The organism is Vibrio sp. 1402, assembly GCF_033340275.1.
In genome coordinates, this window is sequence record NZ_JAWOWE010000002.1 from 465,448 (window position 1) to 483,814 (window position 18,367).

The following is an 18,367-nucleotide window of genomic DNA, read 5'->3' on the forward strand; positions in this document are numbered from 1 at the left end:
TGGTGAAAACAATAAAATGCAATGAGAGATAGGGGGCTTTAAGATTATGATGGCGGATTGAGTAACCGCTTATAAGAACAATGTTTTATGAACATGTGCTTGGTAGTGATGAAGACGTTTCATTACTCGAACTCCGACGAAAGTAATTTAAACTTGGTCACGTATTTTTAAGGAGATTATCCGTGAGCACCGATAATAACGGTGGCATTCAACGCCCCGATGGAAAAGTAAACGCAATAGATACTGACTATCAAATTGGTCAGGATAACGTTGCGCTAAAGGTAGGCCCATTTGGCCTTGATATTCACAACCGTGTTTTTGCAATTTCTGGCTTAGCAATCGTCATGTTTGTTGTGATAACACTATTATTCCGAGAACAGGTAGAGCCGTTTTTTGCAGACCTACGAGCGGGTTTGTTACACAATTTAGACTGGTTTTTTCTCGCTTCAGGTAATATTTTTGTCATTGTCTGTGTCGGATTGATCTTCACACCATTGGGCCGTGTGCGAATCGGTGGTACTGAAGCAACACCGGATTACTCCTATGCCGGATGGTTGGCAATGCTATTTGCTGCAGGTATGGGCATTGGTCTCGTATTCTTCGGTGTATCAGAACCGATGTCCCATTTTAGTTCTGCGATTGGTGGCGTGAGCGTTGAGAATGGTGTACGTACTGACTGGGCACCGCTAGGTGGTGCAGAGGGCGATGCAACTGCAGCTTCGGCATTAGGGATGGCTGCGACGATTTACCACTGGGCACTTCATCCGTGGTCAATATACGCGCTCTTGGCTCTTGGACTGGCTATCTTTTCATTTAACAAAGGTTTGCCACTCACCATGCGCTCAATTTTTTACCCTTTGTTTGGTGAGCGTGTATGGGGTTGGACTGGTCATATTATCGATATTCTTGCAGTGGTAGCGACGGTTTTTGGTTTAGCAACATCGCTAGGCTACGGTGCGTCTCAAGCCGCAACGGGTTTGAACTTCCTGTTTGATGTCCCAATGACCAATACCACGCAGGTTATATTGATTATTGGTATTACTGCGCTCGCTTTAATCTCTGTTGTGGCTGGACTCGATAAGGGCGTGAAAATCTTATCTGAAATCAACATGGGTCTTGCAGCGCTGCTATTGCTATTTGTTATTGTTGTTGGCCCGACGATTGCGATTTTAACTGGTTTCTTCGAGAACATCGTTTCCTATGTGGCTAATATCCCTGCCTTATCTATGCCATTTGGACGAGAGGATGTGAATTACTCTCAAGGCTGGACGGCGTTTTACTGGGCGTGGTGGATTTCTTGGTCACCATTTGTGGGTATGTTCATCGCACGTGTGTCTCGCGGTCGTTCAGTTCGTGAGTTTATTATTTGCGTTATTCTTATCCCATCTTCAGTTTGTGTGTTATGGATGACGGCTTTTGGCGGTAACGCAATTAGCCAATACGTTAATGATGGCTACGAGGCGGTGTTTAACGCAGAACTACCTTTAAAACTTTTTGCCATGTTAGATGTTATGCCATTGGCTGAGATAACATCTTTTGTCGGCATTATCTTAGTCGTGGTGTTCTTCATTACCTCTTCTGACTCAGGATCACTGGTTATTGATACTATTGCTGCGGGCGGTAAGGTCGATGCACCAACGCCACAACGCGTGTTCTGGTGTACGTTTGAAGGTTTGGTTGCGATTGCATTGATGTTGGGTGGTGGTCTAGCTGCTGCTCAAGCAATGGCGGTGACGACTGGTTTACCGTTTACTATTGTTTTACTTGTTGCAACGGTATCTTTGATAAAAGGTTTGATGGATGAACCTCGTCCAAAGGCGGTTTCTAAGAAATCAAAATAACTAGTATCAGCAGTTAAATTATTGATAAAAGCGGTATGCGAAAGCATGCCGCTTTTTTTTGGATTTCTATTTTTCTCTGAGAAATGAACAGCATGGAAAACGGTCTTATTCTGGTTGTTTTTTGTACTGTGCATTTAGGTGACTATTTAATAAATTAGACCTCGAACTATTTTAACTTTTGGTTAATAGGTTTATTTTTGTGATTTGAATCACAAAAATACCGATAAAAAGGCGGATTATTTGATTTTTAGTCGCGAGGGATGCCCATAATAAAAAGGAAATTTAATTAGACCTCAAAGGATATGTATTTTCACATGATCACATCAGCACCTTGGGTCCTTTATCCAGAGATTGGAGAAGACTCAAGTAAAAAATGGATTTTTCGTGAGCCTAAAATCTCTGATGGTGACGACATTTACAGCTTGATTGCAGACTGTCCTCCATTGGACATGAACTCATCTTATTGCAATTTCCTACAGTCTACGCATTTCAGCAAAACCAGTATTTTGGTTGAGCAAAAAGGCGAAATCGCAGGTTTCATTTCCGGTTATCAGAAACCAGACGAGCAAGACGTTTTATTTGTCTGGCAAGTTGCAGTCTCACCTCGCTTTAGAGGTCATGGTTTAGCATTCCGCATGTTGAAAGAACTTCTCACCCGAGAGGAATTAGGCGGTGTTAAATCGGTAGAAACTACCATCACGGAAGATAATAAAGCCTCTTGGGCACTGTTCAAAAAGTTAGATGCGATGAACGGCAATTCTGGCCAAGTAAGCACATTTTTGGATGAAGAAGCCCACTTTAAAGGCAAACACGATACAGAATATTTGTATCGCATTCCTCTCAAATAATCCTCAAACAATAGGAATTAAAAACGGTCTCATCATGGATATTTTCAAAAAGCAGGAATCCAACGTACGCTCATATTCAAACAATTTCCCGGTCGTTTTTCGTAAAGCGAAAGGCTGCTGGCTAGAAACAGAACAAGGTGAACGATACTTAGACTTCCTTGCTGGAGCGGGATCTCTAAATTACGGCCATAACAATCCAGTACTAAAACAAGCGTTGCTTGAGTACATTGAAATGGACGGTATTACTCACGGTTTGGATATGCACTCAGAAGCGAAAGCATCGTTTCTGGAAGCGTTGGATACTTACATCCTTAAACCAAGAAACTTGGATTACAAGGTTCAGTTTACGGGCCCAACAGGCACTAACGCTGTTGAGGCGGCATTGAAGCTGGCTAAAAAAGTAAAAGGCCGCGACAGCGTCGTTGCGTTTACTAACGGTTTCCATGGTTGTACTGCTGGCGCACTGGCTGCAACGGGTAACCAGCATCACAGACAAGGTAACGGTTCTAGTCTAAGTAACGTCACTCGTATTCCATTTGAAGGTTACGCTGGCGTAGATGGTCTCGCGCTGTTCGAAACCATGCTAAATGATAACTCTGCAGGTATGGATAAACCAGCCGCTGTACTTCTTGAAACTGTGCAGGGTGAAGGTGGTTTAAATGCTGCTTCAAACGAGTGGTTACAACGTTTGAGCAAAATCTGTAAAGCCAATGACATTCTTGTGATTGTCGATGACATTCAAGCAGGTTGTGGACGTACCGGTACTTTCTTTAGTTTCGAGCCGTCTGGTATCCAACCGGATATCGTGACGCTATCGAAGTCGATCGGTGGTTACGGTTTGCCGATGGCTGTCGTATTACTTAAGCCTGAGCTTGACCAGTGGAAGCCAGGCGAGCATAACGGTACGTTCCGTGGCAATAATCACGCCTTTATTACTGCTGCAAAAGCACTAGAAATTTACTGGGCAAACGATGATTTTGAAACACACATCAAGCAGTGTTCAGACAAGGTAAGTGCTGTTATTGACCGTTGTGTTCGTCGCTTTCCACAAATGTTTGTGCAGAAAAAAGGCCGCGGCATGATGGTTGGTATTGAATGTATCAATGGTGACATGGCATCTGAAATTGCGAAAAACTGTTTCGAGAATGGAATGGTGATAGAGACAGCGGGTCCAGACGATGAAGTTGTGAAGTTCTTCTGTCCACTAACCATCAGCGAATCAGAGCTAGATCAAGGACTAAGCATCTTTGAAAATGCAGTAGAGACTATCGCTGCGAAACATTTCAAACAAGCATCTTAATAAGGATTTTAATTATGATCGTCAGAACTCTAGATGAATGCCGCAACAGCGAACGACGTGTTGTTTCAGATAACTGGGAAAGTGTCCGCATGTTGTTGAAAGACGACAACATGGGTTTCTCTTTCCACATCACAACGATTTATGAAGATACAGAAACTCATATTCACTATCAAAACCACCTTGAATCGGTGTTTTGTATGAGTGGTGAAGGTGAGATTGAAGTTGTAGGTGGAGAAACGTACCCAATCAAACCAGGTACATTATACATCCTTGATAAACACGATGAGCACTACTTGAGAGCTTATAAGAATAAAGAAATGGTAATGGCGTGTGTGTTTAACCCACCGATTACTGGCGCTGAAGTGCACGATGAAAACGGTGTTTATCCTCTCGTTGACTAAAAGATGATGGTGGGGTGCTTTGCCACCCCACACTTTACTATCTCTTCTTTTTAAAGTTACCAATCAAAAAAGGCTTATCATGACATTTACCGTAGAAAAAATCGGCGGTACATCAATGACAGCATTTGATGCTGTTCTCGACAATATTATTCTTCGTCCCAAAACACCATACAATCGTATTTTTGTCGTATCTGCATACGGTGGTATGACCGATGCGCTGCTTGAGTGTAAAAAAACCAGTAAACCAGGCGTTTATCAGCTTATCGCGAAACGCGACGACAAATGGGAAGAAGCGTTAGCGTACGTTGAAAGCCGTATGTTGCTGACCAATGAAAATATTTTTGCGGACCCAATGAATCGTATCCGTGCGGATAAATTCATTCGCTCCCGCATTGCTGAAGCGAAAAACTGTATCGCGAATATTTTAGAAACCTGTCAGTACGGTCAATTTTCGTTGCGCCAGTACTTGCCTCAAATTCGAGAGTTTCTCTCGTCTATCGGTGAGGCACATAGTGCTTACAACACAGCACTAAAACTAAAAAATATGGGTATTAACGCTAAGTTCGTTGACCTGTCTGGTTGGGATAATCAAGCGCCAAGAAGCCTTGATGAGTCGATCAGTGACGCGTTTGCTGATATCGATGTATCAAAAGAACTGCCAATCGTGACAGGTTATGCTTACTGTAAAGAGGGCCTAATGCACACTTATGACCGGGGTTATAGTGAGATGACATTTAGCCGAATTGCAGCAATAACAAAAGCGGATTTAGCAGTAATTCACAAAGAGTACCACTTGAGCTCAGCGGACCCACGCGTTGTTGGCCCTGAAAAAGTATTACCAATTGGTAGTACAAACTATGACGTAGCAGACCAACTTGCCAACCTTGGCATGGAAGCGATTCACCCAAATGCCGCTGCGGGTTTGCGTGAAAGTGGTATTGAGCTACAGATTAAAAATACATTCGAACCTGAACACGAAGGTACTTTGATCTCTTCAAGCTACCGCCCAGAAGAAGACAAAGTCGAGATCATCGCAGGTAAAGAGAAAGTATTTGCACTGCATTTGTTTGACCAAGCAATGGTAGGAAAAGCCGATAACGTTAGTTACGAATTGATGGAAATCATCTCCGATGCTCGTGTAAGTTTGGTTGGTAAAGAGATGAACGCTAACTCTATTACTTACTATCTAGGTGGCAGTACAGATAGCTTAAACAAAGTATTGTATAAAGCCGAGAAACGTTATCCGAATGCCTCGATTAAAGGTCGTATGGTCGCGCTTATCTCAGCCATCGGTTCTCAAATTGATACCAACAAGACGTTGGCGAAAGGTGTGCTTGCATTGATGAATAATGGCGTTACGCCAGTTGCACTGCACTCATCATTGAGAAATGTAAATGTTCAATTTGTTGTCGGTGATAAGGAATACCAGCACGCGATTTGCGCATTGCATGATGAGTTTTTCCAAAGTAGCAGTTTAGCTAAATCGGTTAATGTGGCTTAGTTTATCCACGGTTAAAATACAAAGGAGAGCAGGTTAGCTCTCCTTTTTTGTTTTTCAGTTTGTACTTTTGCATAGTCTAAACAGACGATTTAAGTAAGTTCCTATGTGGCGATACACATAAGCCAGCAGAATGGTCTGCTGGCTTAATGTTACTGATTAACTAACGTTAACTTAGTTTACTTAAACTTGCTGATTTCTTGTTCAACTTTGTCTAGTTGCTGCAGCTTCTCTTGCATTTTTAGAGAGTCGTAGTTTAGTGAAGCAGGGTTCATCGCTGTGCCACGTTGCATTGGGTATTCTGGAAGTGTTTTAAAGAACTCTCCCACAACGTCTTGAACAGGTACAAATAGCCACATGTTGTCAGCCATCCAACGCAAGTACATTTGTGATTCGCTTGGGCCTTTTTCGAATGGGTCAGCGCGTAGGTGGATGATTTTAGGCCAGTTCGGAGCAAAACGAACTGCGTTACTTAGGTTCCCTTCAAGCGTTGCAAAGTGAAGTTTCCAGTCATTCCAGCGGACAGCGTTTAATTCACCATTAGACGTAAAGTAAAGCAGCGACTCACGAGGGCCTTTTTCTTCCTTACCTTCAAAGTATGGCATGAAGTTATAACCATCTAAATGTACACGCCACTCTTTGCCATTTGCTTTGTAGCCTTCTGCCAGTTTTTCTTTTACATCAGGTACGCCAGCAGCTGCCAATAATGTAGGCAACCAGTCTTGGTGTGCCATCATTTCATTGATCTTGGTTCCTGGCTTAATGACGCCTGGCCAACGAACCAGTTGAGGAACACGCATACCGCCTTCCCAAGTTGTACCTTTTTCACCATGGAATGGTGTTGCGCCACCATCTGGCCAAGTCATGGTTTCTGCGCCGTTGTCCGTTGAGTAGATAACGATAGTGTTGTCTGCAACACCTAGCTCATCCAGCTTGTCGAGTAAAACACCTACATGATCATCATGTTCCAGCATACCATCGGCATAAATGCTTACACCTGATTTACCTTGGTATTTTTCCTGCAAGCGAGTCCAAACGTGCATACGAGTGGCGTTATGCCAAATAAAGAAGGGTTTATCCGCCTTAACTGCTTTTTCCATAAATGCCAAAGAGCTCTCTAGGAACTCTTCATCTGCGTGCTCCATACGTTTTCGTGTCATCGGGCCAGTGTCTTCAATCTTACCGTCGGCATAAGACTTAATGACACCACGAGGGCCATAGTTTTTACGAAACTCTGGGTCTTTAGGGTAGTAATAAGTTTCAGGCTCTTCTTCTGCGTTTAGGTGATATAAGTTACCGAAGAATTCGTCAAAGCCGTGTTTGGTCGGTAAGTGCTTATCTTGGTCACCTAAGTGGTTTTTACCAAATTGACCCGTCATGTAACCTTGTTCTTTTAACAGATCTGCAATGGTTGGCGCCCAATCAGGTATACCGTGGTCAGAGCCTGGCATACCAATTGTTAACAAACCCGTACGAAATGGCTCTTCACCTGTAATAAAGGCCGCGCGACCAGCAGTACAAGACTGTTGTCCGTAGTGATCTGTGAACAACGCGCCTTCATTCGCTATACGGTCGATGTTTGGCGTTTTGTAACTCATCATACCTTGGTTGTATGCGCTGATATTCCAGTAGCCGATATCGTCACCAAAAATTGCCAGAATATTCGGTTTGTCGGCTGCCATAGCGGCACTGGACGCCGCTAACATTCCTGCGCCTACAGCGATTTTGCTCAATTGATTTGCCATAAAAACTCCAGATTGTTGAGAGTAAAGATAAGCACAAGTGAGCCTTATGCTTAGTTGCTGCATAAGTTAATGATGTATATAGAAAAATCCTCTTATACTCGATATAACCATAAGTTATTTCTAGGTTGTAACCATTTGTTAATTAAAAAGAAATAGGATTGTTCTGTTAGTTTGTAGAGATTCGTAAAGTAGATTTAGATCACTTAAGAGCCTTATTTTTATTGCGTAGTAGAAGAGGGGATGGAAATGAAAAACAATAGGATGCTCGCTTGTTTTACGGTCCTAAAGCAATACTAAAGTCGTTATGTATTGCTTGTAATTATTTGTATAACCAGTGATTTAGTGTCTATATTGATTTAGGTTGTACATTATAAATATAAGGATATCTATGAGTCAGTGGGCAGGCCGGTTTCGCATTTTATTGCTGGTCAACGTTGTTGTCAGTTTTATGGCTTTTTCTCAAGAGTTATTAACAGAGAAACCAAATATTCCTTCAGGCTTAAATCCAGAATATGCTGGCACACAAGCTTGTATAGATTGCCACCAAAACGAGGTGGAGGCTTGGAAAGGGTCACATCACGATATGGCCATGAAGCATGCAAGTACAACCTCTGTACGTGGTGATTTTGATAACCATGTTGTAACGCACAAAGGAATGCCTAATCGTTTTTTTAAAAAAGGCGGCGAATATTGGGTCAACATTCAAGGCTCTGACGGGCAATGGCATGACTATAAGATCAGCTATACATTTGGCTGGGAGCCACTACAGCAGTACATGGTCGAGTTTGAAGATGGCCGCGTGCAGCTTATTCCTTTTGCTTGGGACACAAGAGCTAAAGTTGAAGGGGGACAGCGTTGGTTTCATCTTTATCCAGAAACGACAACAACGGATGAATTCTATTGGACCAATACCGGGCAAAATTGGAACTTCATGTGTGCTGATTGCCATTCAACGAACCTAAAGAAGAATTACGACGCTGACAAAAACACTTACAACAGCTCATGGTCAGAGATTAATGTGGGATGCGAAGCATGCCATGGTCCCGCTAGTCAGCACATAGAACTGGCCAAGAAATACAAAAATGCTGGCACTTCTTTTGAGCATGACAGCCATTATGGCTTTGATCGAAAATTGTCTAAAGCAGTGTCGGATTGGGTGTTTGAGGAAGGCCATAGTACGTTACAGCCGAAATCAATTGAAGCAACCAATCAAGTGCAAACATGCGCTCAATGCCATAGTCGCCGAACCCAGTTAAATGAAACAGGTGATCATGTTAAAGGTTCCTTTTTTGATAAATATCGCTTAAGTCTTATAACACCTGAACTCTACTATCATGATGGACAGATTTACGACGAAGATTATGTTTATGGTTCGTTTCTTCAATCTGAAATGGCGGAGAAGGGGGTCACGTGCACTAATTGCCATGATCCACACACGGCAGAGTTAACGATCCCAGAAGAGGCAGTATGTTCGCAATGCCATATTGCATCGGAATATACACCTGAAAAGCATACCTTTCATAAGGCTGGATCTGAAGCATCGCAATGTACGACTTGTCACATGCCAGAAACGACTTACATGCAAGTCGATCCTCGTAGAGACCACAGTTGGCATATTCCACGACCGGATTTGAGCAAACACATTGGAACGCCCAATGTTTGCATGTCATGCCATGAAGATAAAAGCAATCAATGGGCCGATGAACAGATAGCAGAATGGTACCCGAATTCGAGGTATCGTAATCAACAACATTTTGCTGTTGCATTTTATGCGGATTCAATTGGTCATCAAGGAGCAGCAAATGCGTTGGCATACTCTGCTCAGGATTCGTCGTTAAAAGACATTATTCGTGCTTCAGCCCTGGAGAGAATGGGGGGCAACACTGACCAAAATACAACAGTATCTTTGGCTAGGGCCGTTAAGAATGAGAATGAAATGGTTCGATTAGGGGCAATTTCAGGCTCGTCTGGTTATGAATTTCATGACCGGTGGCGGATTCTAGAGCCATTGCTTGGTGACCCGGTGCTTTCAGTGAGAGCGGAAGCTGCCTCGGTGCTGGTAGCGAGCTACGCACAAATGACCCCTTTACAAAAAGATATCATTAAATCACCTTTAGAAGAGTACATGGAAATTCAAGAGTTTAATGCCGATCGTGGTTTCGGAAGAACCAATTTGGCGAATGTGTACCGCAGCTTAGGTGAAATCGACAAAGCGGCCGAGCTGTATAAACAAGCGATCAGCATCGAACCCTATTTCGAAAATAGCTACGTTAACCTAGCAGATTTGTATCGTCACCTAGGTAAAGAAGAAGCTGCGCTCACGGTGCTACAACAAGGGATGAAAGCTCAACCTAAATCCAGCACGTTACCATACAGCGCAGGTCTTTCTTTGTTGCGTCAAGGCAAAGCTGATGATGCGAAAAAGCTACTTAGACGCGCCGCAGAAATTGGTGAAACTAATGCTCATTATTGGTACGTGTACGGTCTAGCTCTAGAAAAAAGCGATGTTCTAGAAGCCAGTAAAGCGTTGCAAACAGCATTTGAAGTCGGTGGCAATCCACAGCACTTGTATGCTCAATGCGAGGTTCTAGCGAGAAATCATAAAAAAGGTGCTGTCGCTTTTGCTTTCGATAGGTGCATACAAGAGCTTAGTCACTATGCACCTAAGCAAGCTATTGATCAGCTTAAAGCCTCTATTGTTGGGGTCAATAGGAGCTAATTACCAAAAGTGGAGCTTTTATCGCTCCACTTTTTTCTTACTTAGTTTAATCAGCGTCTTTCGCTAATCTCAGCCCCATGTCGGACATGATGACTGACTGGCTAGCAAAATCGCGACGATAGTTTTCGGATTCGTCAGCATCATAGGCAAAGCTACCACCTCGTACAGACTTGTGTGCCAGGCTTTCTTTTTCATCTTTTGCGTTTACCGGATTATCACTTGGTGCTGATTTGTAATAGCCTTCATCAAACGCATCAATAACAAACTCACCAACATTACCCGTCATATCGTATAAGCCAAGCTCATTCGGTTTTTTCTGACCTACCTTGTGTGCCTTATTGTTTGAGTTACTGGCATACCAGGCAACGTCGTTAATATCATCAGACCCCGCGTAAGTGAATCCTTGACTTAGATTGCCCCCTTTCGCTGCAAACTCCCATTCTGCTTCTGTGGGTAAACGATAGTGCTCTCCCGTTTTTTCATTCAATTTCTTTATAAAATAATTGGTTTGTTGCCAGCTAATGTTATTCACGGGCGTATTTGGGTTTCTAAAATAACTCAGAGAAGAGCCTGTAACCGATTCGAATAACTCTTGGGTTACCTCAAATTTTGCCAAATAGAAATCATCCACGCGAACGGTGCGAGCCGGGCGCTCGGATTTATTTGCTGATGGATTATCCGAGCCCATCATAAATTGTCCACCTTCAATAAGAACCATATCTTGATCGATTTTTTGAGCAAGAGGGCTAGGTTGTGTTGTTGCACATCCAGTGATAATTAGCGAAATCGAAATAGTGGCACCAAGGTAAAGAGTATTACTTTTGGAATGCTTCATAGGGGAGCTCCATCAACATTTATGATCAAAAAATTTTATCAGGCAAGTCTATGAAAAACAGTTATACACACTATAACAAGCGCCACGAATAATTGAACATTATCATCACACTAGGCGATTAACTTAATGATTAGTCTTAACGCCGTTGGGCGCAGGCTAGCAACTAAGAAGGTGATGAATGCACATAACTCAAGGTCCGCAGTTCAATGGAAAAGCATCCAAGCGATTACATGTCATGGCGAAACCTATCGGTGCAGTGTGCAATATCGATTGCACCTATTGTTACTACCTAAGCAAACAAGATTTACTTGAGTACAAGCCAGGCTGCTCACCAGTCATGGATGAGGAAACGCTCGAGACCTATATCCGTCAATATATAGCGGGACAGAATACACCTGAAATCATTTTCTCTTGGCAGGGTGGTGAGCCGACAATGCTAGGTTTGGATTATTTCAAGACAATTGTTGAGCTACAGAATAAATACCGTCCCGATGGTATTACGATCTCCAATGATCTCCAGACTAATGGCACACTGCTTAACGATGAATGGTGTGAGTTTTTAAAGGCGAACAACTTTCTCGTCGGTTTAAGCATTGATGGCCCAGAAATGATGCACAACGCTTATCGAACAAACCGAGCTGGTAGAGGCACATTCCGGCAAGTTATGAATGCGGTTGAATTATTACATAAGCACGAAGTAAAGTTTGCTACGCTCACTTGTGTTAACAACTTGACCAGCCGTAACCCACTTGAAGTTTACCGATTCTTGCGAGATGAAGTACGCTCCCCTCAAATGCAGTTTATTCCAATAGTTGAGCAGAAAACATTCAGAACAACCGCCCCTCAAACCTGGGAGCCAAACGAGCAACTAAAACAAGGAGATAAACGGTTGATCCCAGGTCATAAAGATGCCGTTGTTGAGCCTTTTTGCGTTGCGGATGAAGCATGGGGAAATTTTCTGATCGCGATTTTCAATGAATGGGTTTTACACGATATCGGCAACGTGTTTGTTCAGTACTTTGAAGCCAGTATCGAAACCTGGATGGGCAGAAAAAACCCACTGTGTACGTTAGGTGAAATCTGCGGGAAAGGCTTAGCAATGGAGCCTAATGGTGATGTGTTTGCGTGTGATCATTACGTGTACCCAGAATATAAGGTTGGAAACATTCATCACGAAAAGCTCGATACGCTCGCTTATAGCTCTGAGCAGCAGAAATTTGGGTTTGCTAAAAGTCGTACGCTGCCCCAACAGTGCCTTCAATGTGATTATCAATTTGCATGTTTTGGAGAATGTCCCAAAAACCGTTTTATCCGTACTAGGCAAGGTGAGCCTGGTCTTAATTATCTCTGCGCGGGTTGGAAGAAGTTTTTTACCCATGTTGATCAGTCGATGGCGTACATCTTACGAGCGACAGGTAACCCAGTGGTTCACGGTAAATACAGTGACCAGATTCTACGCCAGCAAGCTACTCAAACACAGACTGTGTTTGAAATGAAGTTTTAAGATAGTCACTACGCCTGCTACAGGCCCGGAAATGAAAGAATATAGGTTATTGAATGCAAAAAATTAAGCTGCTCTCTAAATCATTACTCGTGATCTCGATCGGCATTGCTACGAGTCAATCCGTGGTGGCACAAGAAACAACATTGCTAGACCCAGATCAAGTATCGCCGACAACGGTTGTCACTCCACAAGAAGCTCAAATGACACCGGCGCAACGAGTCGAAAAGCTGTCTTATGATGCGCAAAATAAAAAGTTGTCTTCAGAAAAACGTATTGATGCTTTACGTGAGTTAGCCAACTATCCAAGCCAAAATGCATTGGTTGCAGTTGCGCGTGGGTTGCAGGATGAAGATGCAGGTATTCGCGAAGCTGCGATCGTGGGAGCACAGCCATATATGATTGAGCACCGTTGGCGTTTGATTTCACCATTATTGAGTGATGACGCCGCCATGGTGCGAATTACAGCAGCGATTAACCTCGTTCGAGATTACGCCAATTTGAGTTCGGAGCAACAGCAGTCACTTGAGGGGCCTGTTTCAGAGCTGACAGCACACTTGTCCAGTAAGAACGATAATGTTTCCAAGTTATTACTTGCAGACGTTTACCGTTGGCATCGTGATTGGGATAAAGCGGCGCTGATATACCCAGAGTTAACTAAGCTTGAGCCAAACAACCCTCAAGTTTGGTTAAGCTACGCAGACAACTTCCGAGCGCAACAGCTAGACCAAAAAGCTATCAACGTGCTTGACGAGGGTATCAAGCTAAATTCAGAAGATGCCTCGCTGCATTATTCTAAATCTCTCGCTTTGGTTAGATTAGACAAAAAGAAAGAAGCGGCGTTTGAAATAGACAAAGCTGCGACGATGGCAAAGACGAACAGTTACTTTTGGTACTTAAATGGTGTTCTGCAAGAAGAGTTAGACTTGAAGAAGTCTGTCAACGCTTTTGAGCAAGCGTATTTGATATCCGGTGCTCCAGAACAATTGTATGCCGTGTGTGACATCTATGTTAGATACGGCAACCCTAAAACGGATGACTGCTTAACAGAGCTAACGAAGGTCGCTCCCGACTATGTTATTGAAGAGCTCAATCAGAAAAAGGGACGTAAAAGTGCCTCTACATCAGTTGAAGCCAATGAATTTAAACTCTAATCGTTAAATTCCATGTTTCTATTTTAATAAAATAGTGGACTAGATTGGTGACATTGTCACTTTCTGGTGGCCGTTGGATATGTCAGTTCAATATGCGCCTGTTTCAATTGAACTATACTTTTGATTGGATTCGCACCTAGCACCTCAATATAAGGAATTAAGATGGCTATAAAGTTAAAGGCGATTGTCTTAGCAACAGGTTTTGCTCTGTCTAGTTACGCTGTTGCTGCTGATATGCAAGATCCACTTCCGTCATGGAACAACACTGACGCTAAGCAAGCTATTATGGCGTTTGTTACGAAAACAACGACCCAAGGTTCGGATTCCTATGTGCCGGAAAGCCAACGAATCGCGACGTTTGATAATGATGGAACACTTTGGGCAGAAAAGCCTGTTTATCTACAGTTGTTTTTTGCGATCGATAGAGTAAAAGAAATGGCCTCTGAGCATCCTGATTGGAAGACAACCGAACCCTTTGCTTCCGCATTAAAAGGTGACATGGAGGGGATTGGTAAGCAAGGACTCGAAGGTGTAATGAAGCTTGTTATGGCAACCCATTCTGGAATGTCTACTGAACAGTTTCATCAAGAAGTTAAGGAATGGTTGAAAACGGCTGTCCATCCAACAACGGGTAGACCATACACTGAAATGGTCTATCAACCTATGCTCGAACTGCTCGACTATTTAAGAGCGAACGACTATCAGACCTACATCGTTTCTGGAGGCGGAATTGAATTTATGCGCGTTTGGGCGCCGGAAGTATACGGCATTCCAACGCAAAACATCGTGGGGACGACGTTAAAGGCGGAATATCAAAGTGTTGATGGAAAACCTACCATCCAACGCATGCCGGAAATAGACTTCGTCAATGACAAAGCAGTAAAGCCTGTGACGATCCAAAACTTCATTGGCAAACGTCCGGTCATGGCGTTTGGTAATTCTGATGGTGATTTACAGATGTTAGAGTGGACGAAAGCAGGTTCAGGTCCAAGATTTTCTGCGATTATCCATCACACGGATGACAAGCGCGAATGGGCGTATGATAAAGATTCTCATGTTGGTAAGTTAGATAAATCGTTTAAAGTAGGTGAAGAGCAAGGTTGGCTATTTGTCGATATGAAACAAGATTGGAATCAAGTGTTTAAAGAGAGCACTAAATGATAATCTTTGTTTGACCATAAATTGCTGCAACCAAACAATTGCAACGAAATAAAAGGCCTCACAATTGAGGCCTTAGTTAATTCCACAGTAGCTTCGATACCTAGGGTCTAGTTTCTAGGTTGCTGTGTCATTGTTTCTACCACTTTTTCAATACTTAACGAGCTACCTTTCGTTGCAGGGAACTCCTTAAATGTCTCTAGGAACTTACGCACGATAGCTTGAGCAGGAACGAACATCCACATTTGATCAGCGTAAAAATGTCTGACGTAAAGTGCTGCATCTGGACCGACCTCAAATGGATCCATACGAAGGTTTACAATCAAAGGCCAACTAGGTGTTTTGCGGTATGCCTCATTAATGGCACCCTCCATAACACTGAAGTGGATCTTCCAGTCTTTATAACGAACGGCGTTTAAATTACCACCAGCATCGAAGTAAAAGATTTCTTTGCGTGCGCCTTCATCAGCTTTACCAGTCAGCAGATCAAGTTGGTTGTAGCCATCTAAATGTGCTTTAAAGGTTTTGCCCGCTGCTTTATGACCCTTCAATAGTTTTTCTTTCACATCAGGTTCGCCCACAGCTGCTAGTAGAGTTGGCATCCAGTCTTCTTGTGAAAAGATATCGTTGATAACCGTTCCTGGTTTAATGTTTCCAGGCCAGCGTACCATCATCGGAACGCGGAATCCGCCTTCCCAAGTCGTACCTTTTTCGCCCTTGAACGGTGTAGTACCACCATCTGGCCAGGTAAATTTCTCAGCGCCATTATCGGTACTAAAAACAACAATGGTGTTATCTGCTACGCCTAGCTCTTCAAGTTTATCAAGCATGACACCTACTTGATCATCTAGGTCCATCATGCCATCGGCGTATAAGCCGTAACCTGACTTCCCTTGATATTCTTCACTCAAATGTGTCCAGACGTGCATACGGGTTGAGTTATGCCAAATAAAGAATGGTTTGTCTTCTTTTACTGCTTTTTCCATAAAGGCCAAGCTAGCATCCATGAACTCTCGGTCTACGTTTTCCATACGCTTACGAGTAAGGGGACCTGTGTCCTCGATTTTGCCATCCGCAGTCGCCTTCAACACGCCTCGAGGTCCGAATTTTTTACGAAACTCTGGATCTTTTGGATAAAACTCAGACTCAGGCTCTTCTTCCGCGTTTAAATGGTATAGGTTACCAAAGAACTCATCAAACCCATGGTTAGTTGGTAGGTGCTCATCTTGATCACCAAGGTGGTTTTTACCAAACTGACCAGACACATAGCCGTGATTTTTAAGTAACTCTGCGATAGTAGGATCTTTCGATTGAATACCCTCTTTTGCGCCGGGCATACCAATAGTCAATAGACCGGTACGAAACGGATGTTGACCCAGAATAAATGAGGCTCGTCCGGCAGTACAACTCTGTTGTGCGTAAGCGTCTGTGAAAATGGCACCTTCATTGGCGATTTTATCAATGTTAGGAGTCTTCCCTCCCATCATACCATTGTGATACGCACTAATGTTGTATACACCTACATCGTCACCCCAGAACACAAGGATGTTGGGCTTATCGGCAGCAAAGGCTGTGGACGCAGCTAATGTACCGACCAATGCCATTACCTTTTTAATCGAGTTTCGCATGAAAATCCTCCGCGATAAATGAATCCATTATCGTTATATAACGTTACTAATTGTGTTCATCATGGCGAAGTCGAGTTAGATGACACCAAATGAGACAATGTAGTCAGTTGAATATAGTAGAGGTTTTTTGTTGCTTCCAAGTAATCCCTGTTTTTCAAAAATGTTAACTAACATGGACTAGACTTTAGTGTGTTTTAAGTGTGATAAGACGCACTTACAGGATTGAATTTCAATGAAAGGCGACACTATGAAAAATAAACTAGCAACTATCCTGTTTCTATGTATCCCGTTAGAAGTGGTTGCGGAAGAGACACCAAATGTCGTGGTAATGTTGGTTGATAACCTTGGGTGGGGGGAACTAAGTTCCTATGGGAGTACCAGAGGTGTTGAAACTAAAAACTTAGATCAACTTGCTAGAGAAGGTGTACGCCTTACTAATTTTAATGTGGAACCGCAATGCACGCCAACTCGCTCCTCATTCATGACGGGGAGGCGAGCGCTTAGATCTGGGACAGATAAGGTTGTTTGGGGAGTGCCTTACGGTATGGTGAACTGGGAGATAACCATTGCAGAGAAGTTTAAGGAACAAGGATATAACACGAGCCTTTACGGGAAATGGCATTTGGGAGACCAAAAAGGGCGCTTTCCAACGGATCAAGGCTTTGATGAATGGTATGGCATTGCAAATACGACGGATGAGTCAGAATATAGCTCTCAACCCGGTTATAAAGCTATATTACCTAAACCTCAAATCCTTTCAGCTAGAGCAGGGCAGGATCCTAAAGGGGTCAAAGAATATAATTTGGACTCACGTAGAACGATTGACAGTGAGCTAGTTGAACATGCCACAGATTTTATAAATCGAAATGTGAAAGAGAATAAGCCATTTTTCTCTGTAATTACTTTTACTCAACCACATTTACCGACGCTACCTCATCCTGATTTTATTGGTAAAACAGGCAAAGGAAATTACTCAGATGTGTTAGCTGAGATAGATTTTCGAGCTGGGCAAGTTATTGGTGCAATAGAAAAAGCAGGAATTAAAGACAATACACTAGTGATTTGGTTTTCTGACAACGGTCCAGAGTGGCATATGCCATACCAAGGCTCTAGCGGACCATGGCGTGGTGCGTACTTTACGGCTCTTGAAGGCTCTCTCCGAACACCATTTATTGCCTCTTGGCCTAACCACATCAAACCGGGCAGAGTGAGTGATGAAATTATCCATGTTGTGGATCTATTTGCCTCACTTTCTCATGTCGGTGGATACAAATTACCAAGCGATAGAACAATAGATAGTATTGATCAGTGGGCCTTTTTAAAGGGAGATAGTGAAAAGTCTAATCGAGATGGTTTTATCGTTAACAATGGCTCTGAAACCTACGCTTATAAGTGGGAAAATTACAAGATGCACTTTATTGATCAAGATATCATGCCGGAGAAAGGGCGCCCATTACAGATCCCTGAAATATACAATTTGATTGATGACCCTAAAGAGGAGTTTGATTTAAGAAATAATGCCACATGGTTATTTCCTATCATGATAGGAAAGAGAGTAAAGTTTGAATCTTCCGTTGCAACAAGCTGCGATACGATTCCTTTCCCTGCTCCATTTGGATATAAGCCCGATTGTAGCAAGGGGAATTTCAATCAATTTCCAGTGGATGGGTTACGCCAGAAGTAGTTTATCCCAATGGCTCTTTCTCGCATACATGAGGTATGTTTTTGGTTCAATATCT

13 protein-coding genes are annotated in these 18,367 nt (G+C 43.0%); 10 read left to right on the top strand and 3 right to left on the bottom strand.

The features are described from left to right. Positions 1–182 precede the first annotated feature (182 nt). The 5 genes from R7044_RS05570 (at position 183) to R7044_RS05590 (ending at position 5,891) form a co-directional block, all read left to right on the top strand. Entirely contained in the window at positions 183–1,841 is a 1,659-nt protein-coding gene (locus R7044_RS05570; protein ID WP_005377772.1) for a BCCT family transporter, read from the top strand. Between the two features lie 314 nt (positions 1,842–2,155). Beyond that, complete coding sequence (ectA, locus tag R7044_RS05575) at positions 2,156–2,689, top strand: diaminobutyrate acetyltransferase (protein WP_005393379.1); 534 nt, start codon at positions 2,156–2,158, stop codon at positions 2,687–2,689. 34 nt (positions 2,690–2,723) lie between these two features. Then, on the top strand, positions 2,724–3,989 hold the full coding sequence (ectB, locus tag R7044_RS05580) for a diaminobutyrate--2-oxoglutarate transaminase (protein ID WP_017820939.1): 1,266 nt from the start codon (positions 2,724–2,726) through the stop codon (positions 3,987–3,989). Between the two features lie 14 nt (positions 3,990–4,003). Next, on the top strand, positions 4,004–4,390 hold the full coding sequence (locus R7044_RS05585; RefSeq protein ID WP_005377769.1) for an ectoine synthase: 387 nt from the start codon (positions 4,004–4,006) through the stop codon (positions 4,388–4,390). A gap of 79 nt (positions 4,391–4,469) precedes the next feature. Beyond that, complete coding sequence (locus tag R7044_RS05590; RefSeq protein WP_005377768.1) at positions 4,470–5,891, top strand: aspartate kinase; 1,422 nt, start codon at positions 4,470–4,472, stop codon at positions 5,889–5,891. Positions 5,892–6,067: 176 nt separating this feature from the next. Here the strand turns inward: R7044_RS05590 and R7044_RS05595 are convergent, their stop codons facing one another. Then, positions 6,068–7,633 (bottom strand): arylsulfatase, encoded by a 1,566-nt coding sequence (locus R7044_RS05595; protein ID WP_186584300.1) that lies wholly within the window; start codon positions 7,631–7,633, stop codon positions 6,068–6,070. 388 nt (positions 7,634–8,021) lie between these two features. Here R7044_RS05595 and R7044_RS05600 point away from each other — a divergent pair, with 388 nt between their 5' ends. Continuing rightward, a complete protein-coding gene (locus R7044_RS05600; protein ID WP_205390846.1) occupies positions 8,022–10,352 on the top strand; it encodes a tetratricopeptide repeat protein in 2,331 nt (776 codons plus the stop codon). Positions 10,353–10,398: 46 nt separating this feature from the next. Here the strand turns inward: R7044_RS05600 and R7044_RS05605 are convergent, their stop codons facing one another. Continuing rightward, complete coding sequence (locus R7044_RS05605; protein WP_205390847.1) at positions 10,399–11,187, bottom strand: formylglycine-generating enzyme family protein; 789 nt, start codon at positions 11,185–11,187, stop codon at positions 10,399–10,401. 178 nt (positions 11,188–11,365) lie between these two features. Between R7044_RS05605 and R7044_RS05610 the strand changes: the two genes are divergently transcribed. The 3 genes from R7044_RS05610 (at position 11,366) to R7044_RS05620 (ending at position 15,003) form a co-directional block, all read left to right on the top strand. Further along, complete coding sequence (locus R7044_RS05610) at positions 11,366–12,691, top strand: anaerobic sulfatase maturase (RefSeq protein WP_213885335.1); 1,326 nt, start codon at positions 11,366–11,368, stop codon at positions 12,689–12,691. Between the two features lie 53 nt (positions 12,692–12,744). Next, positions 12,745–13,842: a hypothetical protein gene (locus R7044_RS05615; RefSeq protein WP_213969554.1), complete on the top strand. Its 1,098-nt coding sequence runs from the start codon at positions 12,745–12,747 to the stop codon at positions 13,840–13,842. Positions 13,843–14,004: 162 nt separating this feature from the next. Then, positions 14,005–15,003, top strand: coding sequence for an HAD family hydrolase (locus R7044_RS05620; protein WP_033905219.1), 999 nt, complete (start codon positions 14,005–14,007; stop codon positions 15,001–15,003). A gap of 107 nt (positions 15,004–15,110) precedes the next feature. Here R7044_RS05620 and R7044_RS05625 read toward each other — a convergent pair whose 3' ends face one another. Beyond that, positions 15,111–16,628 carry an arylsulfatase gene (locus R7044_RS05625; protein WP_033905220.1) on the bottom strand — a complete coding sequence of 506 codons (1,518 nt, stop codon included), beginning with the start codon at positions 16,626–16,628 and terminating at the stop codon, positions 15,111–15,113. A 247-nt stretch (positions 16,629–16,875) separates the two neighbouring features. Here R7044_RS05625 and R7044_RS05630 point away from each other — a divergent pair, with 247 nt between their 5' ends. After that, on the top strand, positions 16,876–18,312 hold the full coding sequence (locus R7044_RS05630; RefSeq protein ID WP_225455402.1) for an arylsulfatase: 1,437 nt from the start codon (positions 16,876–16,878) through the stop codon (positions 18,310–18,312). The last annotated feature ends 55 nt before the right edge of the window (positions 18,313–18,367 follow it).